This window comes from Ramlibacter sp. AN1015 (assembly GCF_037726105.1).
GTDB lineage: Bacteria > Pseudomonadota > Gammaproteobacteria > Burkholderiales > Burkholderiaceae_C > Ramlibacter.
On sequence record NZ_JBBJUM010000006.1, the window covers coordinates 103,585 to 124,564 of the forward strand.

At 59.9% G+C, this 20,980-nt stretch carries 18 protein-coding genes; 17 read left to right on the forward strand and 1 reads right to left on the reverse strand.

All coding sequences use genetic code 11. The features are described from left to right. The first annotated feature begins 79 nt into the window (after positions 1–79). The gene (locus WG922_RS11490) at positions 80–1,051 is read left to right on the forward strand and encodes a Bug family tripartite tricarboxylate transporter substrate binding protein (RefSeq protein ID WP_340282753.1); all 972 of its coding nucleotides are present in this window, start codon (positions 80–82) and stop codon (positions 1,049–1,051) included. Positions 1,052–1,091: 40 nt separating this feature from the next. Here the strand turns inward: WG922_RS11490 and WG922_RS11495 are convergent, their stop codons facing one another. Continuing rightward, the gene (locus tag WG922_RS11495) at positions 1,092–1,895 is read right to left on the reverse strand and encodes an SDR family NAD(P)-dependent oxidoreductase (protein ID WP_340282755.1); all 804 of its coding nucleotides are present in this window, start codon (positions 1,893–1,895) and stop codon (positions 1,092–1,094) included. A 123-nt stretch (positions 1,896–2,018) separates the two neighbouring features. Between WG922_RS11495 and WG922_RS11500 the strand changes: the two genes are divergently transcribed. The 16 genes from WG922_RS11500 to WG922_RS11565 all read left to right on the forward strand — a co-directional run bounded on the left by WG922_RS11500 (position 2,019) and on the right by WG922_RS11565 (position 20,474). Next, positions 2,019–2,375 carry a DMT family protein gene (locus WG922_RS11500; protein ID WP_340282757.1) on the forward strand — a complete coding sequence of 119 codons (357 nt, stop codon included), beginning with the start codon at positions 2,019–2,021 and terminating at the stop codon, positions 2,373–2,375. Positions 2,376–2,820: 445 nt separating this feature from the next. After that, positions 2,821–4,008 (forward strand): hypothetical protein, encoded by a 1,188-nt coding sequence (locus WG922_RS11505; RefSeq protein ID WP_340282758.1) that lies wholly within the window; start codon positions 2,821–2,823, stop codon positions 4,006–4,008. A gap of 1,668 nt (positions 4,009–5,676) precedes the next feature. Next, positions 5,677–6,333 (forward strand): sugar transferase, encoded by a 657-nt coding sequence (locus WG922_RS11510; protein WP_340282940.1) that lies wholly within the window; start codon positions 5,677–5,679, stop codon positions 6,331–6,333. Then, complete coding sequence (locus WG922_RS11515; RefSeq protein WP_340282759.1) at positions 6,330–6,971, forward strand: acetyltransferase; 642 nt, start codon at positions 6,330–6,332, stop codon at positions 6,969–6,971. The genes WG922_RS11510 and WG922_RS11515 overlap by 4 nt, the downstream gene beginning before the upstream one ends. Then, positions 6,965–8,140: a DegT/DnrJ/EryC1/StrS family aminotransferase gene (locus WG922_RS11520; RefSeq protein ID WP_340282760.1), complete on the forward strand. Its 1,176-nt coding sequence runs from the start codon at positions 6,965–6,967 to the stop codon at positions 8,138–8,140. The genes WG922_RS11515 and WG922_RS11520 overlap by 7 nt, the downstream gene beginning before the upstream one ends. Continuing rightward, positions 8,137–8,496: a VanZ family protein gene (locus tag WG922_RS11525; protein ID WP_340282761.1), complete on the forward strand. Its 360-nt coding sequence runs from the start codon at positions 8,137–8,139 to the stop codon at positions 8,494–8,496. Before WG922_RS11520 ends, WG922_RS11525 begins: the two co-directional genes overlap by 4 nt. Continuing rightward, on the forward strand, positions 8,493–10,457 hold the full coding sequence (locus tag WG922_RS11530) for a nucleoside-diphosphate sugar epimerase/dehydratase (RefSeq protein WP_340282762.1): 1,965 nt from the start codon (positions 8,493–8,495) through the stop codon (positions 10,455–10,457). Before WG922_RS11525 ends, WG922_RS11530 begins: the two co-directional genes overlap by 4 nt. Then, positions 10,454–11,920 carry a mannose-1-phosphate guanylyltransferase/mannose-6-phosphate isomerase gene (locus WG922_RS11535; RefSeq protein ID WP_340282763.1) on the forward strand — a complete coding sequence of 489 codons (1,467 nt, stop codon included), beginning with the start codon at positions 10,454–10,456 and terminating at the stop codon, positions 11,918–11,920. The genes WG922_RS11530 and WG922_RS11535 overlap by 4 nt, the downstream gene beginning before the upstream one ends. Further along, positions 11,898–12,302: a GDP-mannose 4,6-dehydratase gene (locus tag WG922_RS22005; RefSeq protein WP_445322821.1), complete on the forward strand. Its 405-nt coding sequence runs from the start codon at positions 11,898–11,900 to the stop codon at positions 12,300–12,302. The genes WG922_RS11535 and WG922_RS22005 overlap by 23 nt, the downstream gene beginning before the upstream one ends. Further along, positions 12,278–13,180 (forward strand): FkbM family methyltransferase, encoded by a 903-nt coding sequence (locus WG922_RS11540; protein WP_340282764.1) that lies wholly within the window; start codon positions 12,278–12,280, stop codon positions 13,178–13,180. The genes WG922_RS22005 and WG922_RS11540 overlap by 25 nt, the downstream gene beginning before the upstream one ends. Positions 13,181–13,364: 184 nt before the next feature. Beyond that, positions 13,365–14,147, forward strand: coding sequence for a glycosyltransferase family 2 protein (locus tag WG922_RS11545; protein ID WP_340282765.1), 783 nt, complete (start codon positions 13,365–13,367; stop codon positions 14,145–14,147). Between the two features lie 747 nt (positions 14,148–14,894). After that, the gene (locus WG922_RS11550) at positions 14,895–16,253 is read left to right on the forward strand and encodes an oligosaccharide flippase family protein (protein ID WP_340282766.1); all 1,359 of its coding nucleotides are present in this window, start codon (positions 14,895–14,897) and stop codon (positions 16,251–16,253) included. A 106-nt stretch (positions 16,254–16,359) separates the two neighbouring features. Beyond that, positions 16,360–17,319, forward strand: coding sequence for a hypothetical protein (locus WG922_RS11555; protein WP_340282767.1), 960 nt, complete (start codon positions 16,360–16,362; stop codon positions 17,317–17,319). Between the two features lie 175 nt (positions 17,320–17,494). Further along, a complete protein-coding gene (locus WG922_RS22010; RefSeq protein WP_445322824.1) occupies positions 17,495–18,244 on the forward strand; it encodes a glycosyltransferase in 750 nt (249 codons plus the stop codon). Beyond that, a complete protein-coding gene (locus tag WG922_RS11560) occupies positions 18,241–19,350 on the forward strand; it encodes a glycosyltransferase family 4 protein (protein ID WP_340282768.1) in 1,110 nt (369 codons plus the stop codon). The genes WG922_RS22010 and WG922_RS11560 overlap by 4 nt, the downstream gene beginning before the upstream one ends. Before the next feature lie 47 nt (positions 19,351–19,397). Then, the gene (locus WG922_RS11565; RefSeq protein ID WP_340282941.1) at positions 19,398–20,474 is read left to right on the forward strand and encodes a glycosyltransferase; all 1,077 of its coding nucleotides are present in this window, start codon (positions 19,398–19,400) and stop codon (positions 20,472–20,474) included. Positions 20,475–20,980: the final 506 nt, after the last annotated feature.

Here is a 20,980-nt window from a genome sequence, read left to right on the forward strand (position 1 = left end):
CTCCTGTCGCGCCTTGGGGCTTGTCCGCTGCGAAGCCCGCTTGCACACCTTCCTCGACTGCAACAACCGGAGACTCGCGATGAACATCAACCGCCGCCAAGCCGTGGCCCTCGGCCTCGGATCCCTCGCAGCCGGTGTCGGCGCCCCCGCCTGGTCCCAGGCCCCCCAGTTCCCCACCGGCGTCATCAAGTTCGTCATTCCCACGCCGGCCGGCGGCGGTCACGACACCATGATGCGGCTGATCGGCCAGAAGCTCACCGAGAGCCTGGGCCAGGCCGTCATCGTCGAGTCGAAGCCCGGCGCGAGCGGCTCCATCGCCGCGGCCTCGGTGGCGCAGGCCGCGCCCGACGGCCACACCCTGCTGCTCGGCTACAGCGCCTTCCTGAGCAACCAGGTGCTCATGCCCAAGCCCGGCTACCGCACCGAAGATTTCGTGCCGGTCAGCATGCTGGCCCTGACGCCCATCGCCATGGGCGTGCGCGAATCGCTGCCGGCCAAGACGCTCAAGGAGTTCATTGCGCTGGCCAAATCGCAGCCGGGCAAGCTCTCGTACGGCTCGTACGGCCAGGGCTCGGGCGGCCACTTCGTGGGCGAGCTGTTCAACACGGCGGCGGACCTGAACATCCTGCACGTGCCCTACAAGGGCGAGGCGCCGGCGCTGCAGGCCCTGCTGGGCGAGCAGATCGACGCGGCCTTCACCTCGGTGGGCGGCGTGCACCGCTACCCGGGGCGGATCCGCCCGATCGCGGTCGGGACGGCCGAGCGTTCGCCGAGCTACCCCAACGTGCCCACCTTCGCCGAACTCGGCCTGCCGGCGGTGGACATGCCGGGATGGGGCGCGCTGTTCGCTCCGGCGAAAACGCCCAAGGCGGTGGTGGACAAGCTCACCGCCGAGATGAATCGCATCGTGCTGCTGCCCGAGGTGAAGTCCAAGCTCGCCGAACTGGGCTTCGATTCGGTGGGCTGGGAGCCGGCGCGCGTGAAGAGCTTCATGGACGAGCAGCTCGCCGCGACGAAGAAGATCGTCGACAGCGGCCGCGTCAAGCTCTGAGCCTGGCGGGGCGCGAGAGCCCGCCCCCGGCCGGCGTCGCTCACGACATCTTCGGCTGCCCGCTCGACGCGCTGATGCCGCCGTCTACCGGCAAGGCGACGCCCGTCACCATCGCCGCATCGCCGCTCGCGAGGAACGCGACCACGGCGGCCACGTCGGCCGGGGTCGCGGGCCGGCCGAGTGGCATGCGCTCGCCGAACTGCAGCAACAGCGCCTGGTCGGACTGCATGTCCTCGGTCATGGGCGTGAGCGTGAAGCTCGGGCACACCGCGTTCACCCGCACGCCGTCGCTCCCGTGGTCGAGCGCCAGGGCCCGGGTGAAGTTGATGATCGCGCCCTTGGACGCGTTGTAGAACGACAGCCCCCAGTCGCCGCCCAGTCCAGAGACCGAAGCCATGTTCACGATGCAGCCGCGGCGCCTGGCCAGGTGCGGCATGGCGGCGCGGCAGCCATGGAACACCCCGCCCGCATTCGTGGCCATGGTCCGCTCCCAGTCGTCCAGGCTGGCTTCGTCGATGCGGCCCTCGGGTGCGATGCCCGCGTTGTTGACCAGCACGTCCAGTCCGCCGAATCGCTCGACCGCCGCGTCCACCAGCGCCTGTACCTGTTCATAGCGCGACACGTCGGCCACGTGCGCCAGGGTCTGCGTGGGCGGCAGATCGCGCGCGACGCGTTCGAGCTTGTCGCGGTGGCGACCTGCCAGCACGACGGCCGCGCCTTCCGCGCTGAACCATCGCGCGATCCCTTCTCCGATGCCTGATCCCGCGCCGGTGACGATGACCACGCGGCCCTCGAAGCGACGGGCGAGGGGTTGGGGGACGGGCGGCGTGATGCGTGCGTTCATGCGGCAATTCTGTGGCGCGCCCGCGACCGAGGTGGCCGCCGCGCGCAGGAATCCGGCGGCGTCCTACGGCGGCGCCCGCGCGGCGCGCCACGTCTGGCTGCACAGCCGTATGCTTGCGCCGCCATGCCCACCGCTCCCGCCCTGCACACCGTCCTGCTGCTGATCGCGTCCAACGTCTTCATGACCTTCGCCTGGTACGGCCACCTGCGCAGTCTCGCCACCGCGCCGTGGTGGATCGCGGCGGTGGTGAGCTGGGCCATCGCGCTGGCCGAATACCTGCTGCAGGTGCCGGCCAACCGCATCGGCTACCAGCAGGCCGGCTTCAGCCTGGGGCAGCTGAAGATCCTGCAGGAAGTGATCACGCTGTCGGTGTTCGTGCCCTTCGCCGCGCTCTACATGGGAGAGTCGCTCAAGCTGGACTATCTGTGGGCCGCGCTGTGCCTGGTCGGCGCGGTGTACTTCATCTTTCGGGCGGGGTGAGGGGCCCACAGGTGCGGGGTGCGTCAGCGCATCGCGCCGACGAAGCTCTCGAGGCTCTGGTGCATCACGCTGGGCAGGTGGTTGATCGACTCGACTTGGCATCCACGGCATCTACGCGTTTCATTGTTACTGCTCCCTAGCTGATGTGGCTCAGCCTTCTATTCAGTCCTTTGCTTGCTCCTGCACCCAGTGACCCGGACGGGCGGCTGCATCGCTTCGAGTTCCAATTGGCCCCCTGTTCAACACTGCTTCCGTTTCGAGGCTTCCGCCAGGGCGCGGCTTTCGGTTGAAGCGCCTCAACTGCGGGCTGTTTGCGCTGTGCGTGCACCGTCCAGAGACACGATCGTGATCTTTTGCGCAGGGTTCTGCCGCGCCAGGGAAGGGCATGTGCTTCTGGCCTTTGGAGAAGTCTATGGTCCCCACTCCCTCGAACTCAGCAGCCGCAATGAAGATGTTGAACGCGTCTACAGCATCAGCGCTCCTATGTGCCTTAGCCCTCGCAGGCTGCGGGGGCGGCGCGCCCGAGCCCTCGCCTGCAGATCTTCCTGCGCTCAAGAGCGCTGCCTCCTCGCCACCGGGGCGGCTGGCGCAGCACCTGGCAGGCTGCCCGGCAGCTGCAAGCGGGACGTACCGCTCCATCGCGCTAGACGGGCGCACCCATACCGGGCGCTTCGACTTCGAAGCGATGATGTATTGGCCTGACGATTCCTCCGCAGCTGGTTGGACACTGAGCCCAATCGCACCGTGCGAGTTCACCGCGGTCGGCCGGAATGAACGTGGAGAGGTTGAAACGGTCACCTTTGCCATCGGCAAACACGGCGCCGGCATATTCCGAGCAACTAGTTCGCAGCAACCAGACGATTGGCAGTCGTCTGCCATCGGTCACGTGTTTCCAGTGCAAATGCATGCTGTCCCAGAACTCAAAGGCGTGTGGAACATGCTGGAGTCCGGAGCGGCTACGGTGGGTCAGAGTGCCGCTCCCGGGCACTCATTTTCTCGCGTGTCACTGCACGAAAGCGGGTCGGCCTCCGTATGCGAGAACGGCTTGTTCGAAGAGCAGGCTTGCAAGGACGCTCCGACGCTTGCCTTGGTGACCAATCCACGAGGCGGCTTTGACCTCAAGGAGGCAAAAGGAGCATCCCGCGCACGGGCACGGCTGTTCGCCTTCCGCGGCTTCGATGGGCTTCTTACGCTGTACGGAACCATGAACCCCGCAGGTGACGAGTTGGCGCCGCGTCGCACCGTGTTGGTCGGCGCGCCGGCGCGTCGGCTCGACCTTCCTCCTGAGTCTGCGGTCGTTCGCTACTGGGAGGTAAGCAACATCGCGAGTGGCTGGACCGGCTTCTACAACGCGGGGGCCGTACAGATGGCCCGAGTCGATCCTGTTGCGGGCACAGTCACCCGCCTGCTCAACGCCGATTCGCCCAGCGACCAATACGACGTCTTGCACTACAACCGCCCCATCGACGGGGTGCGGTTCAGGCCTGCTCGAACATGGACGAACCATCGAGGCATGACCAGTTACTCGCCCGACATGTTCTACCTTCCGCTGGCAAGCGGAGCTGTCGTGGTGGTGAACGCCAACACTGTGGATGGCCATCACCACTCGATTGCGCTTTTTAAGCCGAACTAGGCCGTTTGCGACCACTTTCAGCCTCCAGCTGGCTTATGTCGGCACGCTGGTGTAGCAAAGAGCGATCGCGCCACTTGCTGACGTGCCCGCGCTGATGCCGTTGACCGATGCGGCAAGTGCAGCACAGCCCCTTCTTGGTCACACCGTCGCCGTGCGATTGCCCGAAGCGGCGGGCGCGCTTGTATTTGTGCCTAGTGCAAGAGTTGGAGCTAGTCGATCGGCGCGCAGTGCACGCGAGCGATGCTGCACTCATGTGTACGAGTCGCTCCGGCTACCGGACCTTGCATCGCCATCAGCGCGGATGGCGAGCCGTTGATCCCAGCGCAGCGCCGGCATCGTGTGCCCTGAGTCGTGCGCTGGAGGATACGACCTGCAACTCCCTGCCTCGCGCGGCTTGTGAGGGTGGGCCGGTGCCCGGCTACACGTGCACTGACTGTCAAGAATCTCACGCGGGCTCGTCGAAGGGGCCCGCGCGCGCGAAGTAAGGGGACTGATGACCGTTTCGAACCACCCGGCCGCGCCGGATCGCGTAGCCGAAGTCGCGCATGTCTATGGTGCACAGGTCGCGCGAGCTCGCGAGCTTGCCTTGCGCCTGTTTTCACAGCTGGCCGCAGGTACTCTGTCGAGATGAATTGGATCAGTACGTGCGGAAGGTGCAAGGCAGCGAGGAAGATCAGGCAAGTGCAGCAAAGTCTCGGCTGCTTGCGGCTGCCGTGTCGCTCCCCAGGCAGGCTGAGATGATGAGGGAGCTGGTCGCTGCTCTGAGCACGCTGATGGAATTCGAACGCGTTGCCATGCAGCTTCGTTCGGCGAACTTGCCCTCTTTCCGCGACGCTTCGCTAAACGCCACATAGTTCAAGCGGCGCCGATTGGCCGCTCGGCGGCACAGACGTCACAGCCAGGATTGCAAAGGCGCAGGTGCTGGCGGCTAGCCGCAGGCTACCGCGTCTCGACGGCAGGCGTGGCGATAGCCAACGCGCGCAATGCCAAGTTGCGGCGTCCCTCGGCTCGTCAGAACGTCGGATTTGCCGTCGGAAGTGTGAACGCGAGTATGTCCGCCTGTCCTCCGTTACGGGCCGCAGCACATTCATCCCACAGGCCATCCCGCGCAGCACTCAACGGTGACGGTCTCGCCGCACGATGGTGAAAACCGACTGCATCTGCTGGTCCGCGACGTCTTGAGCCGCACCAAGGGCTCTGCCTCGATCGCCTTCATTGACGCTATCCACGCCTTCATTCGGCTGATGCCATTGTCGTCGCCACGCTTGCGGATCTCGCAAGCAGCGGTCGCAGCCGCGCCGCTTGCGCGATCGGCCCGTAGGGCCAGCCAATAGTGCACGCGGCCCCAAAAAAAGCGGTGTTCCGGATGAAGTCATTGGGTCGATGAACGCCAACGACGCCGCACCGTGTCAAGGGTTTCGTGCTCGATTTGCACAACGGCAACAGCACCGCGGGAAATGCTTGCTGCGTGCGGTCGGGTCAAACTCGTTCTAAAAATGATGAGTTACCATCGGCGCCCGATGAGGTGTGGGGGAGGCACTTCCAACCGTGCAGATTCCGTTGCATGGAGGGGGAGGGGCGCTGGGGCCACGCCAAGAGTTTGAATGCAGGTCGCCGCAGCGCGTGCTGGTGATCGCACCTACTGAGTACTTTGTGCAGTCCAACTTTATCGCCACCGGCAAAGAGCGCAGGCAGCCTGCGAAAGCTCGGGTTACTTCCAGCGCAGGAGTCCTCAAGCGCGCGTGCGATTTCGCCGCTGCTCTAGTTCTGACCATGGCGCTTTCACCGCTGATACTGCTGCTGGCCCTTCTGGTCCGAGTAAAACTGGGCGGACCGGTGTTGTTTCGACAGTTCCGGCCGGGGCTAAACGGGGTGCCGTTTCAGATGGTCAAGTTCCGCACCATGACCGACGAGCGGGGCCCAGATGGGGCGCTGCTCACCGATGCCGAGCGACTTACGGCATTCGGGCGCATGCTGCGCGCCACCAGCCTGGACGAACTGCCGGAGCTGTGGAACGTCCTGAAGGGCGAGATGAGCTTTGTCGGCCCGCGCCCTTTGCTGATGGAGTACCTTCCGCTCTACTCGCCGGAGCAGTCCCGTCGCCACGAGGTGCGGCCCGGCATCACGGGCTGGGCGCAGGTCAATGGACGCAACGCCATCAGCTGGGAACAGAAACTGAAGCTCGATGTCTGGTATGTGGACAAGCGCAGCTTCTGGCTGGATCTGAAGATCATTGGAAAAACGATCATCTGCGTATTTGCGCGATCGGGTATTTCCGCCCCCGGTGAAGCGACCATGGGCAGATTCTCAGGCAGTGAGCGGTGAAACGCCTGGCGATTCTGGGTTGCGGCGGGCACGGCAAAGTGGTCGCAGACACGGCGATCGCTGCCGGCTGGGACACTATCGACTTCTTCGACGACAGATGGCCTGAAGCTCCCAACAACGACCACTGGCAGGTCGTCGGTGACACAGCCGAGCTACTGAGGCGCAAAGGCCGCTACGAAGGCGTCGTCGTAGCCATCGGTGATTGCGCCATCCGGTGGCGAAAGCACGGTGCGCTCGTCGAACAGGGCACGCCGATCGCGACCATCGTGCATCCGTTCTCGTGGGTGAGCCCTCGCGTCAAGCTGGGGGCCGGCACCGTGGTCGTCGCCGGTGCGGTGATCAACATCGATGCCGAGGTCGGGCAGGCCTGCATCGTCAACACGGGCGCCACCATCGACCACGACTGCCACCTTGGCAACGCCGTGCATGTCACACCTGGTGCACATCTTCTGGGCAACGTCACTGTCGGTTCGGGCAGCTGGGTGGGAGCGGGCGCTGTGATTAAGCAGGGCGCGAGAGTCGGTGCCGGCGTCCTCGTCGGCGCAGGTGCGGTAGTGATCCAAGACGTCGCTGACGGGCTGACAGTCGTCGGCAATCCCGCTCGAAAATTGCAGCGCCGCGGGGAGCACCCATGCTGAATACGAAGTTCTCTCCATGGCCAAGCTTCACGGCGGAAGAGGCCGATGCCGTTCGCGCCGTGCTGCTGTCCAACAAGGTCAATTACTGGACGGGTGGCGAGTGTCGCGCCTTCGAAGCCGAGTTTGCCGCTTGGTGCGGAGCGAAGCACGCGGTGGCATTGGCCAACGGTACCCTGGCGCTGGACGTGGCGCTCAAGGCCTTGGGGATCGGCCCTGGCGACGAAGTTATCGTCCCGCCCCGCACCTTCATGGCGACCGCTTCCAGTGTGGTCACCGCCGGCGCAGTGCCTGTGTTTGCGGATGTGGATGCAGACAGCGGCAGTCTGTGCGCGGCCACCATCGAAAAGGTGATCACCCCGCGCACCCGAGCTGTGATTTGCGTGCACCTTGCCGGCTGGCCGTGCGACATGGACCCGATCATGGAGCTGGCTCGCAATCACGGGCTGAAGGTGATCGAGGACTGTGCCCAGGCCCACGGTGCGCGCTACAAGGGCCGCAGCGTCGGCTCGATCGGGCACGTGGGTGCCTGGAGCTTCTGCCAGGACAAGATCATGACGACCGGTGGCGAAGGCGGCATGGTCACCACGTCAGAGGAGGCGCTCTGGCGCAGCATGTGGGCCTATAAGGACCATGGAAAGAGCTACGCCGCCGTGTATGAGCGCGAGCACCCGCCGGGCTTCCGCTGGTTGCACGAGAGCTTTGGCACCAACTGGCGGATGCTCGAGATGCAGGCGGCCATCGGGCGCATCCAACTGCGGCGCATGGCCGAGTGGACGGGCGCCCGCACACGGTATGCGAATGCAGTTTGGAATGCGTGCAAGCCCTACCCGGTGGCGCGAGTCCCGGCCGTAGCTGCGGACAGTGTCCACGCGCACTACAAGTGCTACGTCTACGTGCGTCCGCAGGCGCTGGCACCTGGTTGGAGCCGCGATCGGATTGTCGAAGAGATCAACGCTGAAGGCGTGCCTTGCTATCAGGGCTCGTGCTCAGAGGTGTACCTGGAGAAGGCCTTCGAAGGCACCGGCTGGCGACCCGCCGAGCGACTGCCTGTTGCTCGTGCGCTCGGGGAGACCAGTGTCATGTTCTTGGTGCACCCCACGCTGTCTGCAGCCGAGATTGACCGTACTTGCACCGTCGCAAGCCAAGTTTTTCAGGCGGCCAGCGCGTGAACACCACTTTGCAAGTGCGTGGGCCATCGCAATGGCGCCTGGCTTTATTTGCCTGCTGCGCCGCGGTGCTGGTGCTGGCGACCATGCCAATTCAAGGGCCGGTGCCCACGACGGGCTGGGACAAGAGCGACCACGTGCTGGCGTTCGTGGTTCTAGGTTTATTGGGCCAGCGCGCGTACCCGTGTGCTGTGGCCCGTTGCCAGCTTTCGTTGCTGTGTTTTGGCGCTGGAATCGAGTTGCTGCAGTGGATGCTGCCGCATCGATTCGCCGAGTGGCGTGACCTGATGGCAGACGGTGCAGGCCTCGTGCTGGCGCTGACGATAACGAGCTTGGGGCGGAGGGTTCGAAAGTTATGAGCAGCCAACTCACTGCGCGATTGCTGGTACTGCCGCGTCGCGCAAAGCAGGTGATCACGATCACCATGGACGTCTGCTTGTGCATGGTGGTGGTCTGGCTCGCCTTCGGTCTACGTATCGGGTACTGGGGCTCGTTCGGCCCGGCGCAGTGGTGGACGGCCGCATGGACGATCGGCATGGCGATGCCGCTGTTCTATTTTTCCGGGTTGTACCGCGTGCTACTGCGGCACGATGGCGGCGCCGTCTTGGCCCGCGCATCCCTGATCTTTGGCGGCATTTTCGCCGCGCTGTTTACCGTCATCGGCGCCAGCATCATGCCCCGCACTCTGGGGGTGCTGGTGCCCGTGCTTTTATTTTTGGCGACGAGTGGCGCCCGCGCGGCCGCAAGGCATTGGCTGGCCTCGGCGGCAACAAGAAGCCACGCTTGTGCAAATCAGGCGCAAGTACTGATCTATGGCGCAGGCGATGCCGGCCGCCAGCTGGCGGCCCTCTTGGCAAGCAGCCGAGAAATGGTCGTGCGCGGTTTTGTCGATGACGCGCCTTCTCTGCAGCGTGCGACGATCCGCGGGCTACGGATTTACTCCAGCGACGATCTAGGACGCGTAGTCCGCGCGCAAGGTATTACAGAAATCCTGCTTGCCATCCCGTCGGCCAGCCACGCGCGGCGTGCCGAGATCGTGCGTGGCATTCAGTCGCTCGGGTTGCCTCTTCACGTGCGTTCCCTGCCGGACCTGCACGACATCGCGCGGGGACGCGTGAAGGTCGATCATCTGCGTGACTTAGATATCGAGGACCTGTTAGGGCGGGACCCGGTAGTGCCGGACGAAAATCTTTTGCGCAGCAAGATCACTGGCAAGGTGGTGTTGGTCACCGGCGCCGGGGGCTCCATCGGCAGCGAGTTGTGCCGGCAAATCGCAAAGCTGGCACCCTCAGCGCTGGTGCTGCTGGACGTGAGTGAGTTCGCTCTGTATGCGATTCATCATGAACTGGAAGCCAGCACACAAGGACTGCCGCTGAAGCTGGTACCGCTGTTCGCCTCCGTGAGAGATCGGGAGCACATCAGCCGCATTTTGGCCACTTGGAAGCCGGACACCATCTATCACGCGGCGGCCTACAAGCACGTCCCCCTAGTAGAGCACAACCCCGCTGAAGGCATCCGGAACAACACGTTCGGCACCATGAACATGGCCTTGCTCGCGCGTGAGCACCAGGTCAGCGACTTCGTCCTGATCAGCACCGACAAGGCGGTGCGGCCAACCAATGTCATGGGCGCGAGCAAGCGCCTGGCCGAGATGGTGCTGCAGGCGCTTGCTGCGGAAGGTGGGCCAACGCGCTTTTCAATGGTGCGCTTTGGCAACGTGCTGGGCTCCAGCGGCTCTGTGGTTCCGCTGTTCCGCCGCCAGATCCGCGCGGGCGGGCCGATCACGGTCACGCACCCGGAGATCACGCGCTACTTCATGACGATTCCGGAAGCGGCGCAACTGGTGATCCAGGCGAGTGCCATGGCCGAAGGGGGCGAGGTGTTCCTGCTAGATATGGGCGAGCCGGTGAAAGTGATTGACCTCGCGCGCAAGATGGTGGAGCTGTCGGGCATGATGATACGTGACGCGGCCAACCCGGATGGCGACATCGAACTTGCCGTCACGGGCTTGCGACCCGGTGAGAAGCTCTATGAGGAGCTGCTCATTAAAAATAACCCGATTGCGACCTCGCACCCGCGGGTGATGAAGGGGCATGAGAGCTTCCCGGCGTGGCATGTTCTACGCATGCAGCTTGAACTACTCGCATGCGATGGCATTTCGCGCGACGCTCAATCCATCAGGAGCGCCTTGAGGCTTTTGGTACCCGGATATGCGCCGCCGGAAGCGGAAGTGAGCGGCAGGTGGTCGTACGATCACGCGAGAGAGGCAGTTCGATCGTTCGCCCTTACTGAGCAGGACCACCAGGGAACGAATTCATGATTCAGCCGGTGATTTTGTGCGGTGGCTCCGGCACGCGCTTGTGGCCGCTCTCCCGCAAGGCCTACCCAAAGCAATTCGTTCCCCTGATCCAGGGCAAGAGCCTGCTGGCTCTTACGTTGGAACGCGTGGCGAGCTTCTGCGCCGAGCCGGGGCAGCCGGGCGCCATTTGTGTCGGCTCGGAAGACCACCGGTTCCTGGTTGCCGAAAGCCTGGAAGAAGCCGGCCTGCACGGCAGCGTGCTGCTAGAGCCGGTGCCTCGCAACACCGCTTGCGCCATGGCGCTGGCGGCTTTGCACGCCGCTCACCCCGAGCAGCTCCTGCTGTTTTCCCCGTCCGACCACCACATACCCGACGTCGCGGCTTTCGCCGAAATGATGCGCAACGCCGCACGGTCAGCCAACGTCGGGGGCACCATCGTCACCTTCGGCGTTTTGCCCACCTTCCCCAGCACCGGATACGGCTACATCGAGCAGGGCGAGGCGATCGGCGACGGCAGCCACGTCGTGCGCCGCTTCATCGAGAAGCCTAACGCCACACTGGCGCAGGAAATGCTCCTGGGCGGCTCGGTGCTGTGGAACGCCGGCATCTTTTTGTGCAGAGCGGACACCCTGCTGGCAGCGCTGGACGAGCAGGCTCCGGACATCCTCGCAAGCTGCCGCGAGGCCATGGTCACGACTGAGCGCGACGGCGTGTTCGTGCGCCCCGCCGCCGCGCCGCTGCACGCCTGCCGCAGCGAAAGCATTGACTACGCCGTGATGGAGCGGCACCCGCAGGTGCGCGTGTATCCCTTCCGCGCATTGTGGAGTGACGTGGGCAGCTGGAATGCGGTGGCCGACATGACCGAGCCCGATGCACATGGCAACCGCATCGAAGGGCAGGGCGTCGCCGTCGATTCGAGCAACGTCTACATCCACGCGCCGCACCGTCGTGTGGTGGCTCTGGGCATGGACGACGTGGTGATCGTGGACACGCCAGACGCGGTGCTGGTGACGCGCCGCGCAAAGGCCGAACAGGTGAAGGCAGTGGTCGCCGAGCTTGAAGCACGCCGCAGCCCCGAAGCCGTAACCCACCGCAAGGTGCATCGCCCCTGGGGCAGCTACGACAGCATCGAGGCTGGGCCACGCTTCCAGGTGAAACGCATCATCGTCAAGCCCAACGCGTCGCTCAGCTTGCAGAAGCACTATCAGCGCGCCGAGCATTGGATCGTGGTCAAAGGCACGGCCGAAGTGACCCGGGGCAAGGACACCTTCCTAGTGACCGAAAACCAGTCCACCTACATCCCCCTGGGCGAAGTGCACCGTCTGCACAACCCCGGCAAGACGCCGCTCGAGATGATCGAAGTGCAATCGGGCAGCTATCTGGGTGAGGACGATGTCGTTCGCCTGGACGACAGCTACGGGCGCGTGGTGCACCGGCCGACGCAATCCACGAGAGAATTGCATGACAACGCATCAAAGCACTGACAGCAAGGTGGCCTTGGTCACGGGCATCACGGGCCAAGACGGCTCCTGCCTCGCCGAGTCCCTGCTGGACAAGAGCAACATCATTAATGGCACCTCCTTCGACACGCAGCGGGTGGACTGTAGCTGCGAGGGGCCCAACATCCAGCACCGCAGCTTCATACTGAAAAACGGCGACCTCACCGAAACCCCCGCTTCGACTGGCGCACTCCGCAGAGCGATCTCACGTCCCGCAGCGTCGGGGGCCAGCTCGGGACCTAGCCCTACGGCACTTCGGTGGCGCTTGCCAGCACGCGTCAATGGCCGCCGCCGCTGGTCCGCTGCGCCATACCGCTGCTGCCGCCATGAAATCGTCGCGGCATGGGACTTGAGGACATTGCCATAGCCGATGCGCTGTTGAATTTACGATATTTCGAACTACAGATGCTCACAGCCTTATCTTTCAGACAGCGCGTTAAACTCATGGGCGCGTGGGTCAAGGACGTCGGGACGCTTTCGGCGCGGCTTCCGTTTAGCACTCTCAGCCGTTTTCTGGTGCTCACTCCTGGCGTCCTTCAAACCCAAGTCATCTATGATCGGATAGCGCGGCGGTGGTTTACCGTCAATGTGCGCGACTTGGTCGATGTACAGGTGGTGAGACAAATATTTGCCAATAACGACTATGGTTTCGAAAGACTGCGGCGTGGGGAGGAATTGCGGGCGCTGTACGAACGAATCGTTTCGTCTGGGCAAAAGCCTTTGATCATTGACTGTGGCGCTAACAGCGGAATGTCAGTTCGCTATTTCTCGGAGACTTACCCTCACGCCCATATCGTAGCGATCGAGCCGGACGAGGCGAATTTGGCACAAGCTAAACTTAATAATCGTGCCGCTGACGTAACGTACCTGCATGCAGGAGTGGCAAGTTCGAGCATGCGCGCAACGCTCTGCAATCGAGGGCAGGGGAACTGGGCATACCAAGTAGAGGCGGACCCGAAGGGCGCAATTCAGCTGGTCTCAATCTCTTCGATTCTTACCGAGCACGCACGCCGCGGTGCGATCCCTTTCGCAATCAAAATCGACATCGAGGGCTTTGAGGAGAACCTGTTTGAGAAAGGAATCGAATGGATTGACGAGTTTCCGGTGCTAATAATCGAGTTGCACGACTGGATGCTTCCCCGGCAGGGCAATTCAAAGAACTTTCTAAAGGCGATCGCTTTGCGAAACCGAGACTTTGTTCTTCATGGTGAGAACGTGTTTAGCATTTCTAACACTTTGACATGAACAATTCGGCACAGCGGCATCAGCTCCGCCACAGCCGTCATTTCGACGACCGACCGGTATTCACTCGACCGGACTGTCACCCGCCGGCCGAGTGTTGGCTTGCGCTTCCCGCCCACGCAAGATCTCCAGGGCGGCCCGCACGGAACGTTGTTCTTTAGGAGCCTTATGGCAAAGGTGCTTTGATGTGAACGGACGGACTGTCGATTACATTATACCGGCTTACAACTGCTCTTCCACCATAGCGGAAGCAGTCGATTCCATTTTGGCTGACGATTTCCCGGTGCGGCAAATTATTGTTGTTGATGATGGGTCGACTGACCAAACAAGGGATGTTCTTGCGCGATATTCCTGTCAGCCTGCCGTAAAGGTGTTTCGGAAGAACAGCAATGAAGGCGTTGCTGCTGCACTCAATCTAGCCATACAAATGACGACTGGCGACTATGTGTTTCGCCTTGACGCAGACGACGTAAACGTGCATGGACGGACCAGGGCGACGCTCGCGTACATGCTGGAGAATGATCTGGACGTCTGCGGTGGCTTTGTTCAAACGTTTCCCTCGCCTCGCGCAGTATGGAAATATCCAACATCGGCGGCGGGCATTCGAGCGGCTTTGCCGTTCTGCAGCCCATTCGCACACCCTTCTGTGTGCTTTCGCGGTAGCATTTTGCGTAGTTCAGAGTACCCGAATAGCCGTCTTGAGGATTTGCTTTTATGGAGAAAACTGTCTGCTGATGGCTGTAAATTCGGAAATGTTCCACGAGTAGTTCTTGGCTATCGGCTACATCCTGAGCAGCAGACCAAGAGTCTTCCGCATATCGAAAACACAAGAAATGCGATCGCAGATGCCCGCGCTTTTTTGCAAATGCTGACGCGACTCGATGTTGGCGTCGCTGATAAGCTGTGGATTGCTCGTCGCTACCTGAAAGTGGGGCGACTCTTGAGGGGCCGACGCGATAGCCTTAGCTGATAATTCTTGGTGGCCCGAGTCAATAGAGGCGCCCCGTACAGCAGCATTACTGCAACAACCCCACAGGCGGTCCGCAAGGCCAGGCAGCTCGGCTCGAACCCGTGTGGGTGCTTCTCGGTGAGCTCGTGCAGGAGGATCGATGGGCCTATCCATAAAAGACGGCGAACGCATGGCCAAGGTACTGCGGCGGACTAATGAGCTTTTCAAGCTGGTGAGCTCGCTCTGGCGGAGCTCGACCGCCAACTAAGCGAGCAACTAATGCGGCTGATGCGGTGAAATCGCTGGGTCGGGACGACCGGCTCTGCTAATGCTGACCGGGCGCCGGAGTGCAGCGCACTTGATCGGCAACGATCGCGGGGTTCCGCGCGGCGCATAGGCGCTGCGCGGCTTCAACGTTTGCACTGCTCCTCTTTAGACGTGAGGTTAATTGCACTGCACCGGTTTCTATAGCCCCTGCCAGCGCACGTGGTCGCGGTAATCGGCGTTGCCGGGAAAGCGGCTAGAGCAAGCCATGCGATTCCATATGCACTGCGGATCGGGGGGGCAAGTGGCACCATCGCAACAGCAGTATGCCGGAATCAGGTCAAACGTAAATATGGTCCAGAAACATAGCAGTCCAGAAAACACGCTCGTAAACTACAGCGAGTGGAAAGGCCACAAAGTATGCGGCTAGGGTTCTCCGGTCAGTTCCTCGTCATAGTCCTCGGGAAGGTCTTCACTATTGGCGTGGGTTTGTTGAGCCTCCGCATGGTAACGGAAGTTCTGAACCCAGAGCAGTACGGGGTGTTAAGTTTGCTCGTCGCGGTTCAAACCTTTTTCGGGCTCCTTTTTCTTTCTCCTGTTGGTCAGCACATTAGCTTGAATGCTCACCGCTGGGCTGACGAGGGTGTATTGAAGCACTACCTCAGCGTATTTGGCTTTTATGTTGTTGCCGTAGCCTTGTTGGGGTCTGTAGTTGGATGTTTTGCAATTGGCTTGTCCCAGTTTGGCGTTGTATACGCATCTTCAGGCCTCGCAATTTTCCTGGCAATACTGGGAGCCACACTCAATGGAACGTACGTGTGGCTGCTGAATCTGCTGCATCACGCTTCTATATCGACGCTCTTCTTAGTAGCGACCGCAGGAGCGGCCCTCGGGATGTCAGTTACGCTTGCAACTGGAGAGGGGGCTGCATTTTGGTGGCTCATTGGGCAGGCGCTTGCAATGCTCGGCATTGCGCTCGTAGCAAGAGGGGTATTGAACAAAAAGGTCGCCAATGTCTCGGCGCATGCGCAGCATGTTTCATACCCTTCGAAAGAGTTACTTGCGTTTTGTCTCCCGCTCGCAGCGACGGTCGCGGTGATATGGGTTCAAACAAGCGGATACCGCTTCTTGGTGGGTAGAGAATGGGGCGCGGCGCAACTTGGGTTGGTAGCGCTTGGACTCCAGTTGGCTGTCCAAATGGGATCCGTGGTCGAATCGTTGGCTATTCAGGCGGTTTACCCCGCGTTCTACCGAAGGTGTAAGCTGATTTCAGACGAGCGTTCAATCAGCTGCGCGTTCTCAGATATGCTAAATGTTCTTGCACCAATATATATTATCGTTGCCGGGCTAGTGGTTGCAACCTCAGCCTCGCTGACCAAAGTTCTGGTGTCAGTTAACTATCCGGGTGCGAGCCAATTTTTGGCTCTTGGTGCTGGAATTGAACTAATGCGAGTACTAACGAGCTTGCTAAGTAGCGCTGCACACGGACTTAGGGATACTCGCATTTTGCTCCTGCCCGCATGTTGCGGCTCTGGTGTCGCCGTGATTTCTGTCGCTGCGGCAGCGGCCGCTAATGTGGGAATTATCTGGGCTCTTTATGGACTTTTGTTGGGTGCAGTTACTACTCTTGTTCTTACCGCACTCAGTGTCGCGCAAAGAGTCTCCATCGCGATAGACGCGGCTCGGTGGCTTGCTGCGGTTGCAGTCGCGCTGCTCCTCATCTCAGTAGCCGCCGCTATATCGTCACACTCGACCTATTTCGCCGCTTTAGCAAACCTCGCACTGTTCGGTTTGTGTGCGACTGCCGCTGCACTCCTTATCATGTGGCGGAATGATGCTGCTGCTAGGCTGCTGGCGGCGTGATGACGTCGTCAAGCGTCTTATCGTTTAGTCACGTGGTGGTAATGCCACCCTGCCGACCGGGATTTCCTGATGGGTTAGCCGCAGAATTTTGCAGGGTGGCTCGATAATGATCTATGTAGCTAACGTCGCAGCGTTTGTCGTCATTATCACCCTGCAGTACTCGGGTGCGCTTTTCGCACTCACCGGCTACACGGATTGGCAGTTCTACGCGCTCGTAATATCTGGCTTAGATGTGTCCGACGGGCATTTCGGCGGAATTCTGCAGTTTTTTGCGCGTGCCTTTGGCGACGCCTCAATTGTCGTGTGGCACGCAACGGTGAGTGTCTATGCTTGGTACGTCCTTTCGAAAACGCAGACGCAACTTGTGAACGCCCGGCGGTGGTGCGCGTTAGTTCTTTCAGTGAATCCGTTTATCTATGTCTTGCTCGCTGGGGTTTTCAAAGAGGCGCTGCTGTTGTACCCGCTTGTGCAAATCATTGCGTTTGGACGAGGTGCCGCACATCGCTGCCGTCCTCGGATCCGTGCTGCCTTGCCATTCCTTACTGCTTCAGTGGTCGTTCTCTTGATCAGACCTCATCTGTTCCCCTTAGTTATATTTGCCGCAACTAGATCGGTCGCTTTCACCGTGGCGACTCTCCCCCTGCCGTTTTTCTTTTCTGCATTAATTGGTCAGGAACCATTTGCAGTTATTGGCGCTTCCGTCGATGAAATCGAGGGGCTTAGCTTACATGACATGCCCACGCGTCCGCCGACTTCCCTGTCAGATCTGGTTTACACACCCCTAAACATCGCAACAATGCTTGTTTACTGGGTGTTTAGTAGTTCGCATGTAATCCGGGTGGCAGGCTTGGTGCAGTTTGCAGCTTTGTTGTGCGATCATCTGCGGCGGAGAAAGAGTTGCTTGCCGGGTGCGACAAATACCATTTGGTTTCTTTTTAGTTACATTGCGGTGTATGCAATGGTCGCGAGTAATTCGGGTACATCAGCAAGGATTGTCTCTTTTGCTTGTCTTCTTTATTTGATTGCTGGACTGCGTGAGTCGCGCCCGCGCAATCAATCGGTTTGATAGTTGCGCTGCGCTTGGCCTACACACCGCAAGCTCGCAAATTCCAGATTCGACATCATTTAGGTTTACTCATAATATGCGACAAGCTGCGCTGTATTTCATTGTGGCTTCGATCGAGGGCCGCGAGGCATCCCTCGAGCTGTTGATATCGTCGATCCACGCCGCGTTTACGTCAATGCGTCGAAAGATCATCGTTGTGCGGCAGTATCGCCTGCAACCGTTGCCATCTATCGCTGGTGCCGACAATATACTCAACACTACGCATTACGGTGCGTCGAATGCACGGAATGTTGGCCTTCGGCTGGCTCGGGCTACTTCATCTCAGTCAGACTATTTCGCATTTCCAGACGATGACTGCTATTACTCGCCGGATGCAGGTGCTCACTTGCTCGCTGCCGTAGCAGCTCATGTTGATGTCCTCTTCGGTGATGTTCGAGATCCTGATGACCGGTTTAGGATGGGAATGCGGCCACTTTCGAGGAAAAGGCTAGCGCTAAACTACGTGGCAATAAATTGCCCCAGCTTCTTCATCCGCGCTCCGTTGTTGGACGTGCTAACGTTCAGTCCCGATTTTGGACCTGGTGCGGTCTACGCAGCCGTAGAGGAGACTGAGTTGTTCCTTCGAATTTCACGCTCCAATCCAAGGGCGTCCGCTCTTTACGTTCCGGGTCTAAAGATATTCCACCCCTACGAAAAAGCTAGCGGGGAGAAGTTGGCTGCGTATTCATATGCACAAGGGGTGCTCCTCAGATCGATGATGCGGGCCGTATCGCTAGAGGTACTGGTTTATGTTGTGGTTGCTCTCAGACCAGTAGTTGGCTATCTCGCGGCAATCCCAAAAGGGCAAAATGCGAGACGGTACTATTCGACGCGTGTTTGCTTTATTGTACGCGGCCTGCTAAAGCTGGAGCAGGCGTCTATATGAAAGTTCTGATTACAAACGCTACGTGTATTCAAGACATCCCCGGTGGCGCGTCACGCTGTGTCGATGAGATTGCACGTTTTCTTGCCCGGTCTGGCCATCTTGTCACAATTTACGTCCCTAATCGGCTCCAGAAGAGGCAGAGAGAGTCGGCCGGAGACGGCGTGGCTATTATCAGATTCCCCTATTTCCGTGGTTTTTTGAGGATTTTGAATCCAGCGGCCGCGTTTTATCACTACTGGCGTAATTTTCGCGGCGAGCAATTCGATCTGATCTGGGGCAATTCGCCTGAGCCCTGGCTATATATTCCGAAGCGGGCAGCGAAACGAATTTATACGATGCATGGTCCTTGGCTCCTTGAGGCTAGTCTCGATGGGTCGGACTCAAGGATTAAGAGGTTTTTAATTCCGCATCTCTATAAGCGAATTCTATCGCTGGGGCCGCTGTTGCACTTCCAATCTAACTACGTGCGCAAAGCATGTCGTGCAGAGTTTGGGGGTATTGATGCATTGCAATCAGTTGTCGCTCCAGCTCTCGTGGACGAGGCCTGTTTGGCGCCGGGTCGTGATCTACTCGTCGAATCGCTTGATCGTGAGAAGTTGACCATATTAGTGGCGCGGCGGCTCGTTAACAGGACCGGGGTGGTCCGATTCTTGAACGATGTGCGTAGCTTTGAGGCGATAAGCGGTGCTCTTCAGGTCATTGTTGTTGGCGATGGCTATCTCGCTGCCGAGGTGCGGGAGATAGCGAGGCACTGTTCATTTCTGCGGTATCTTGGCCCCGTTGAGCAAGAGGTGCTGGATTCGCTGTACGCAAAGTGCGACGTCTGCGCAATGCCGTCACTCGACGCCGAGGGCTTCGGGGTTTCTGTTCTTGAGGCCGTATTTCGTGGTCGGCCGGTGATTTACTCAAAAGGCGGCGGGATGGGAGAGTTTTTAGATCAATTTATACCTGAATACGGCTATGATATTTCAAATCGTGCGGCGCTGAAAAAGATTCTAACGATGTGCCTCCAGCGGAAGCGGGCTGGACTACTCAAGGTCGAGCCTTCTGAAGTTCCATACTCCTTTTCTAAGTCGCTTTCGGCAATTCTGGCGGCGCTGCAATGAGGGAAATCACTCACATTTTCACAACTTCCGTGACGCCTACATCCTTTATGCTTGACTACTTTGATTGGTTTCGGCAAAAGGGCTGGCGAACTGTCGTCATTGTGGCGCGAGATGAGTACTCCAATGAGCTCGAGTGTGGGGCTGAAAGAATAGGTTACGACATTGTTTACGCGCCGTACTCGCGTCGTCCAAACTTAAGATGCCTGTTAGCAGCTATTTTATTTACTGCGCGACTAATGCGTTCTAGCACTTCTGAACTCCACGTCTTTCACACTCCCGTTGCGTCGTTTATCGCGGCGATCGCTCGCATGTTTGCCCCCGGAAGGCTTTGCGTGTACTACTGTCATGGGTTGGTTTCGTACGGGCAAATCGGGATCAAAAGGATGTTGCTTTACGCTATGGAGCGCTTCACTTGCAAAATGGCCGATAGGGTTATATTTGTCAGTCCGTCGCTTGCTCAGTACGCCGTGCGGCATGGGTATGTGGACGCGAAAAAGGTGTTGGGTTACCAGGGGTCTATATGCGGTGTTATGCCAAACTCAGTCAAATCTCCGCGTGAGATTGGCTCTAGAAGTTCGATTGTTCTAGGCTACTTCGGGAGGATATGCGAGAGCAAGGGGGTTGAACATTGCTTTGGTGTGCTTGATCATCTGCGCCTCGCTGGTGTCGAGGTGCGTCTCATAATTGGTGGGCAGGTGGAGGGGGATGGTGGTTGGTTTGACTCCAGGGTCGCAAGCTATCGAGCTTGCGTTGAGTATCTTGGCTACGTTCGAGACAAAGAGGCGTTTTTCAACTCCATCGACCTGCTTCTTTGCCCCAGCTCGCGGGAGGGGTTCGGGATGAGTGCGCTCGAGGCGAACTCGTTCGGAGTGCCTGTGGTAGGGTTCGATATCGTTGGCTTGCGCGATGCGGTTCAAACGGGGGAGACGGGTTTTCTTGTTGAGCCTGGCTCAACGCCGGCGTTAGCGCAGGCTGTCGCGGCTTATGTCGGCGATCCCGCCATTTACTTCCAACATTCCTCGGCAGCGCTGAAGAGAACGGGCGAGTCATTCAGGAGGGACGAAGTTTTATCCTCCCAATTCGAGCTGATCTCGACGCTTAGGAAAGTGAAGCCGACTGGTTAGCAATGTGCATGCATGCTCTGTGTAGTGAATCCATAAGCCCTGATGATTTTGCTGTGCCATCATCACTATCAGCAGCCCGACTGCGTTGGCTCCGCCAGCCGGCACTCCGCTTTCCGCTGCAACCCGCGCGACTAGAGCTGGGATCGAGAGAGCCGTCGATGAAGGGTTTGGCCTTCTTACAGTGTCCGGGAATTAGGCGCTTCGCCGCTCGTTTCGCTAAACCTGCGTTGCTAAGCGGCAAGCTTGCTGACACCGCACGGGGGCGGCGATCCAGTTCGTGCAGTTGACTCTCTGAAGCCTGCCAAGTAACACCGCCGCCGTTGCTTTCCCCTTTTTCTCCATACCTTGCACCACGTCGCTCAAACTCGGTGTGGTGGTGCCTAGCGCCAGGTGGTCGAAGAAAGTAGTGATCCCGCTTGATTTACAGAAGGCCCGCGCCTCCTGCCCCTCGGATTCTTGCCGAGCTCGGCTCCTGTCGAGCGAATCGACGTTGATGTTCCAGCACT

Excerpts from the sequence above, each read along its gene's own strand:
- WG922_RS11490 (WP_340282753.1), top strand. The coding sequence starts at position 80 with ATGAACATCAACCGCCGCCAAGCCGTGGCCCTCGGCCTCGGATCCCTC.
- WG922_RS11495 (WP_340282755.1), bottom strand. The coding sequence starts at position 1,895 with ATGAACGCACGCATCACGCCGCCCGTCCCCCAACCCCTCGCCCGTCGC.
- WG922_RS11500 (WP_340282757.1), top strand. The coding sequence starts at position 2,019 with ATGCCCACCGCTCCCGCCCTGCACACCGTCCTGCTGCTGATCGCGTCC.
- WG922_RS11505 (WP_340282758.1), top strand. The coding sequence starts at position 2,821 with ATGAAGATGTTGAACGCGTCTACAGCATCAGCGCTCCTATGTGCCTTA.
- WG922_RS11520 (WP_340282760.1), top strand. The coding sequence starts at position 6,965 with ATGCTGAATACGAAGTTCTCTCCATGGCCAAGCTTCACGGCGGAAGAG.
- WG922_RS11530 (WP_340282762.1), top strand. The coding sequence starts at position 8,493 with ATGAGCAGCCAACTCACTGCGCGATTGCTGGTACTGCCGCGTCGCGCA.
- WG922_RS11535 (WP_340282763.1), top strand. The coding sequence starts at position 10,454 with ATGATTCAGCCGGTGATTTTGTGCGGTGGCTCCGGCACGCGCTTGTGG.
- WG922_RS22005 (WP_445322821.1), top strand. The coding sequence starts at position 11,898 with ATGACAACGCATCAAAGCACTGACAGCAAGGTGGCCTTGGTCACGGGC.
- WG922_RS11540 (WP_340282764.1), top strand. The coding sequence starts at position 12,278 with ATGGGACTTGAGGACATTGCCATAGCCGATGCGCTGTTGAATTTACGA.
- WG922_RS11550 (WP_340282766.1), top strand. The coding sequence starts at position 14,895 with ATGGTAACGGAAGTTCTGAACCCAGAGCAGTACGGGGTGTTAAGTTTG.
- WG922_RS11555 (WP_340282767.1), top strand. The coding sequence starts at position 16,360 with ATGATCTATGTAGCTAACGTCGCAGCGTTTGTCGTCATTATCACCCTG.
- WG922_RS22010 (WP_445322824.1), top strand. The coding sequence starts at position 17,495 with ATGCGTCGAAAGATCATCGTTGTGCGGCAGTATCGCCTGCAACCGTTG.
- WG922_RS11560 (WP_340282768.1), top strand. The coding sequence starts at position 18,241 with ATGAAAGTTCTGATTACAAACGCTACGTGTATTCAAGACATCCCCGGT.
- WG922_RS11565 (WP_340282941.1), top strand. The coding sequence starts at position 19,398 with ATGCTTGACTACTTTGATTGGTTTCGGCAAAAGGGCTGGCGAACTGTC.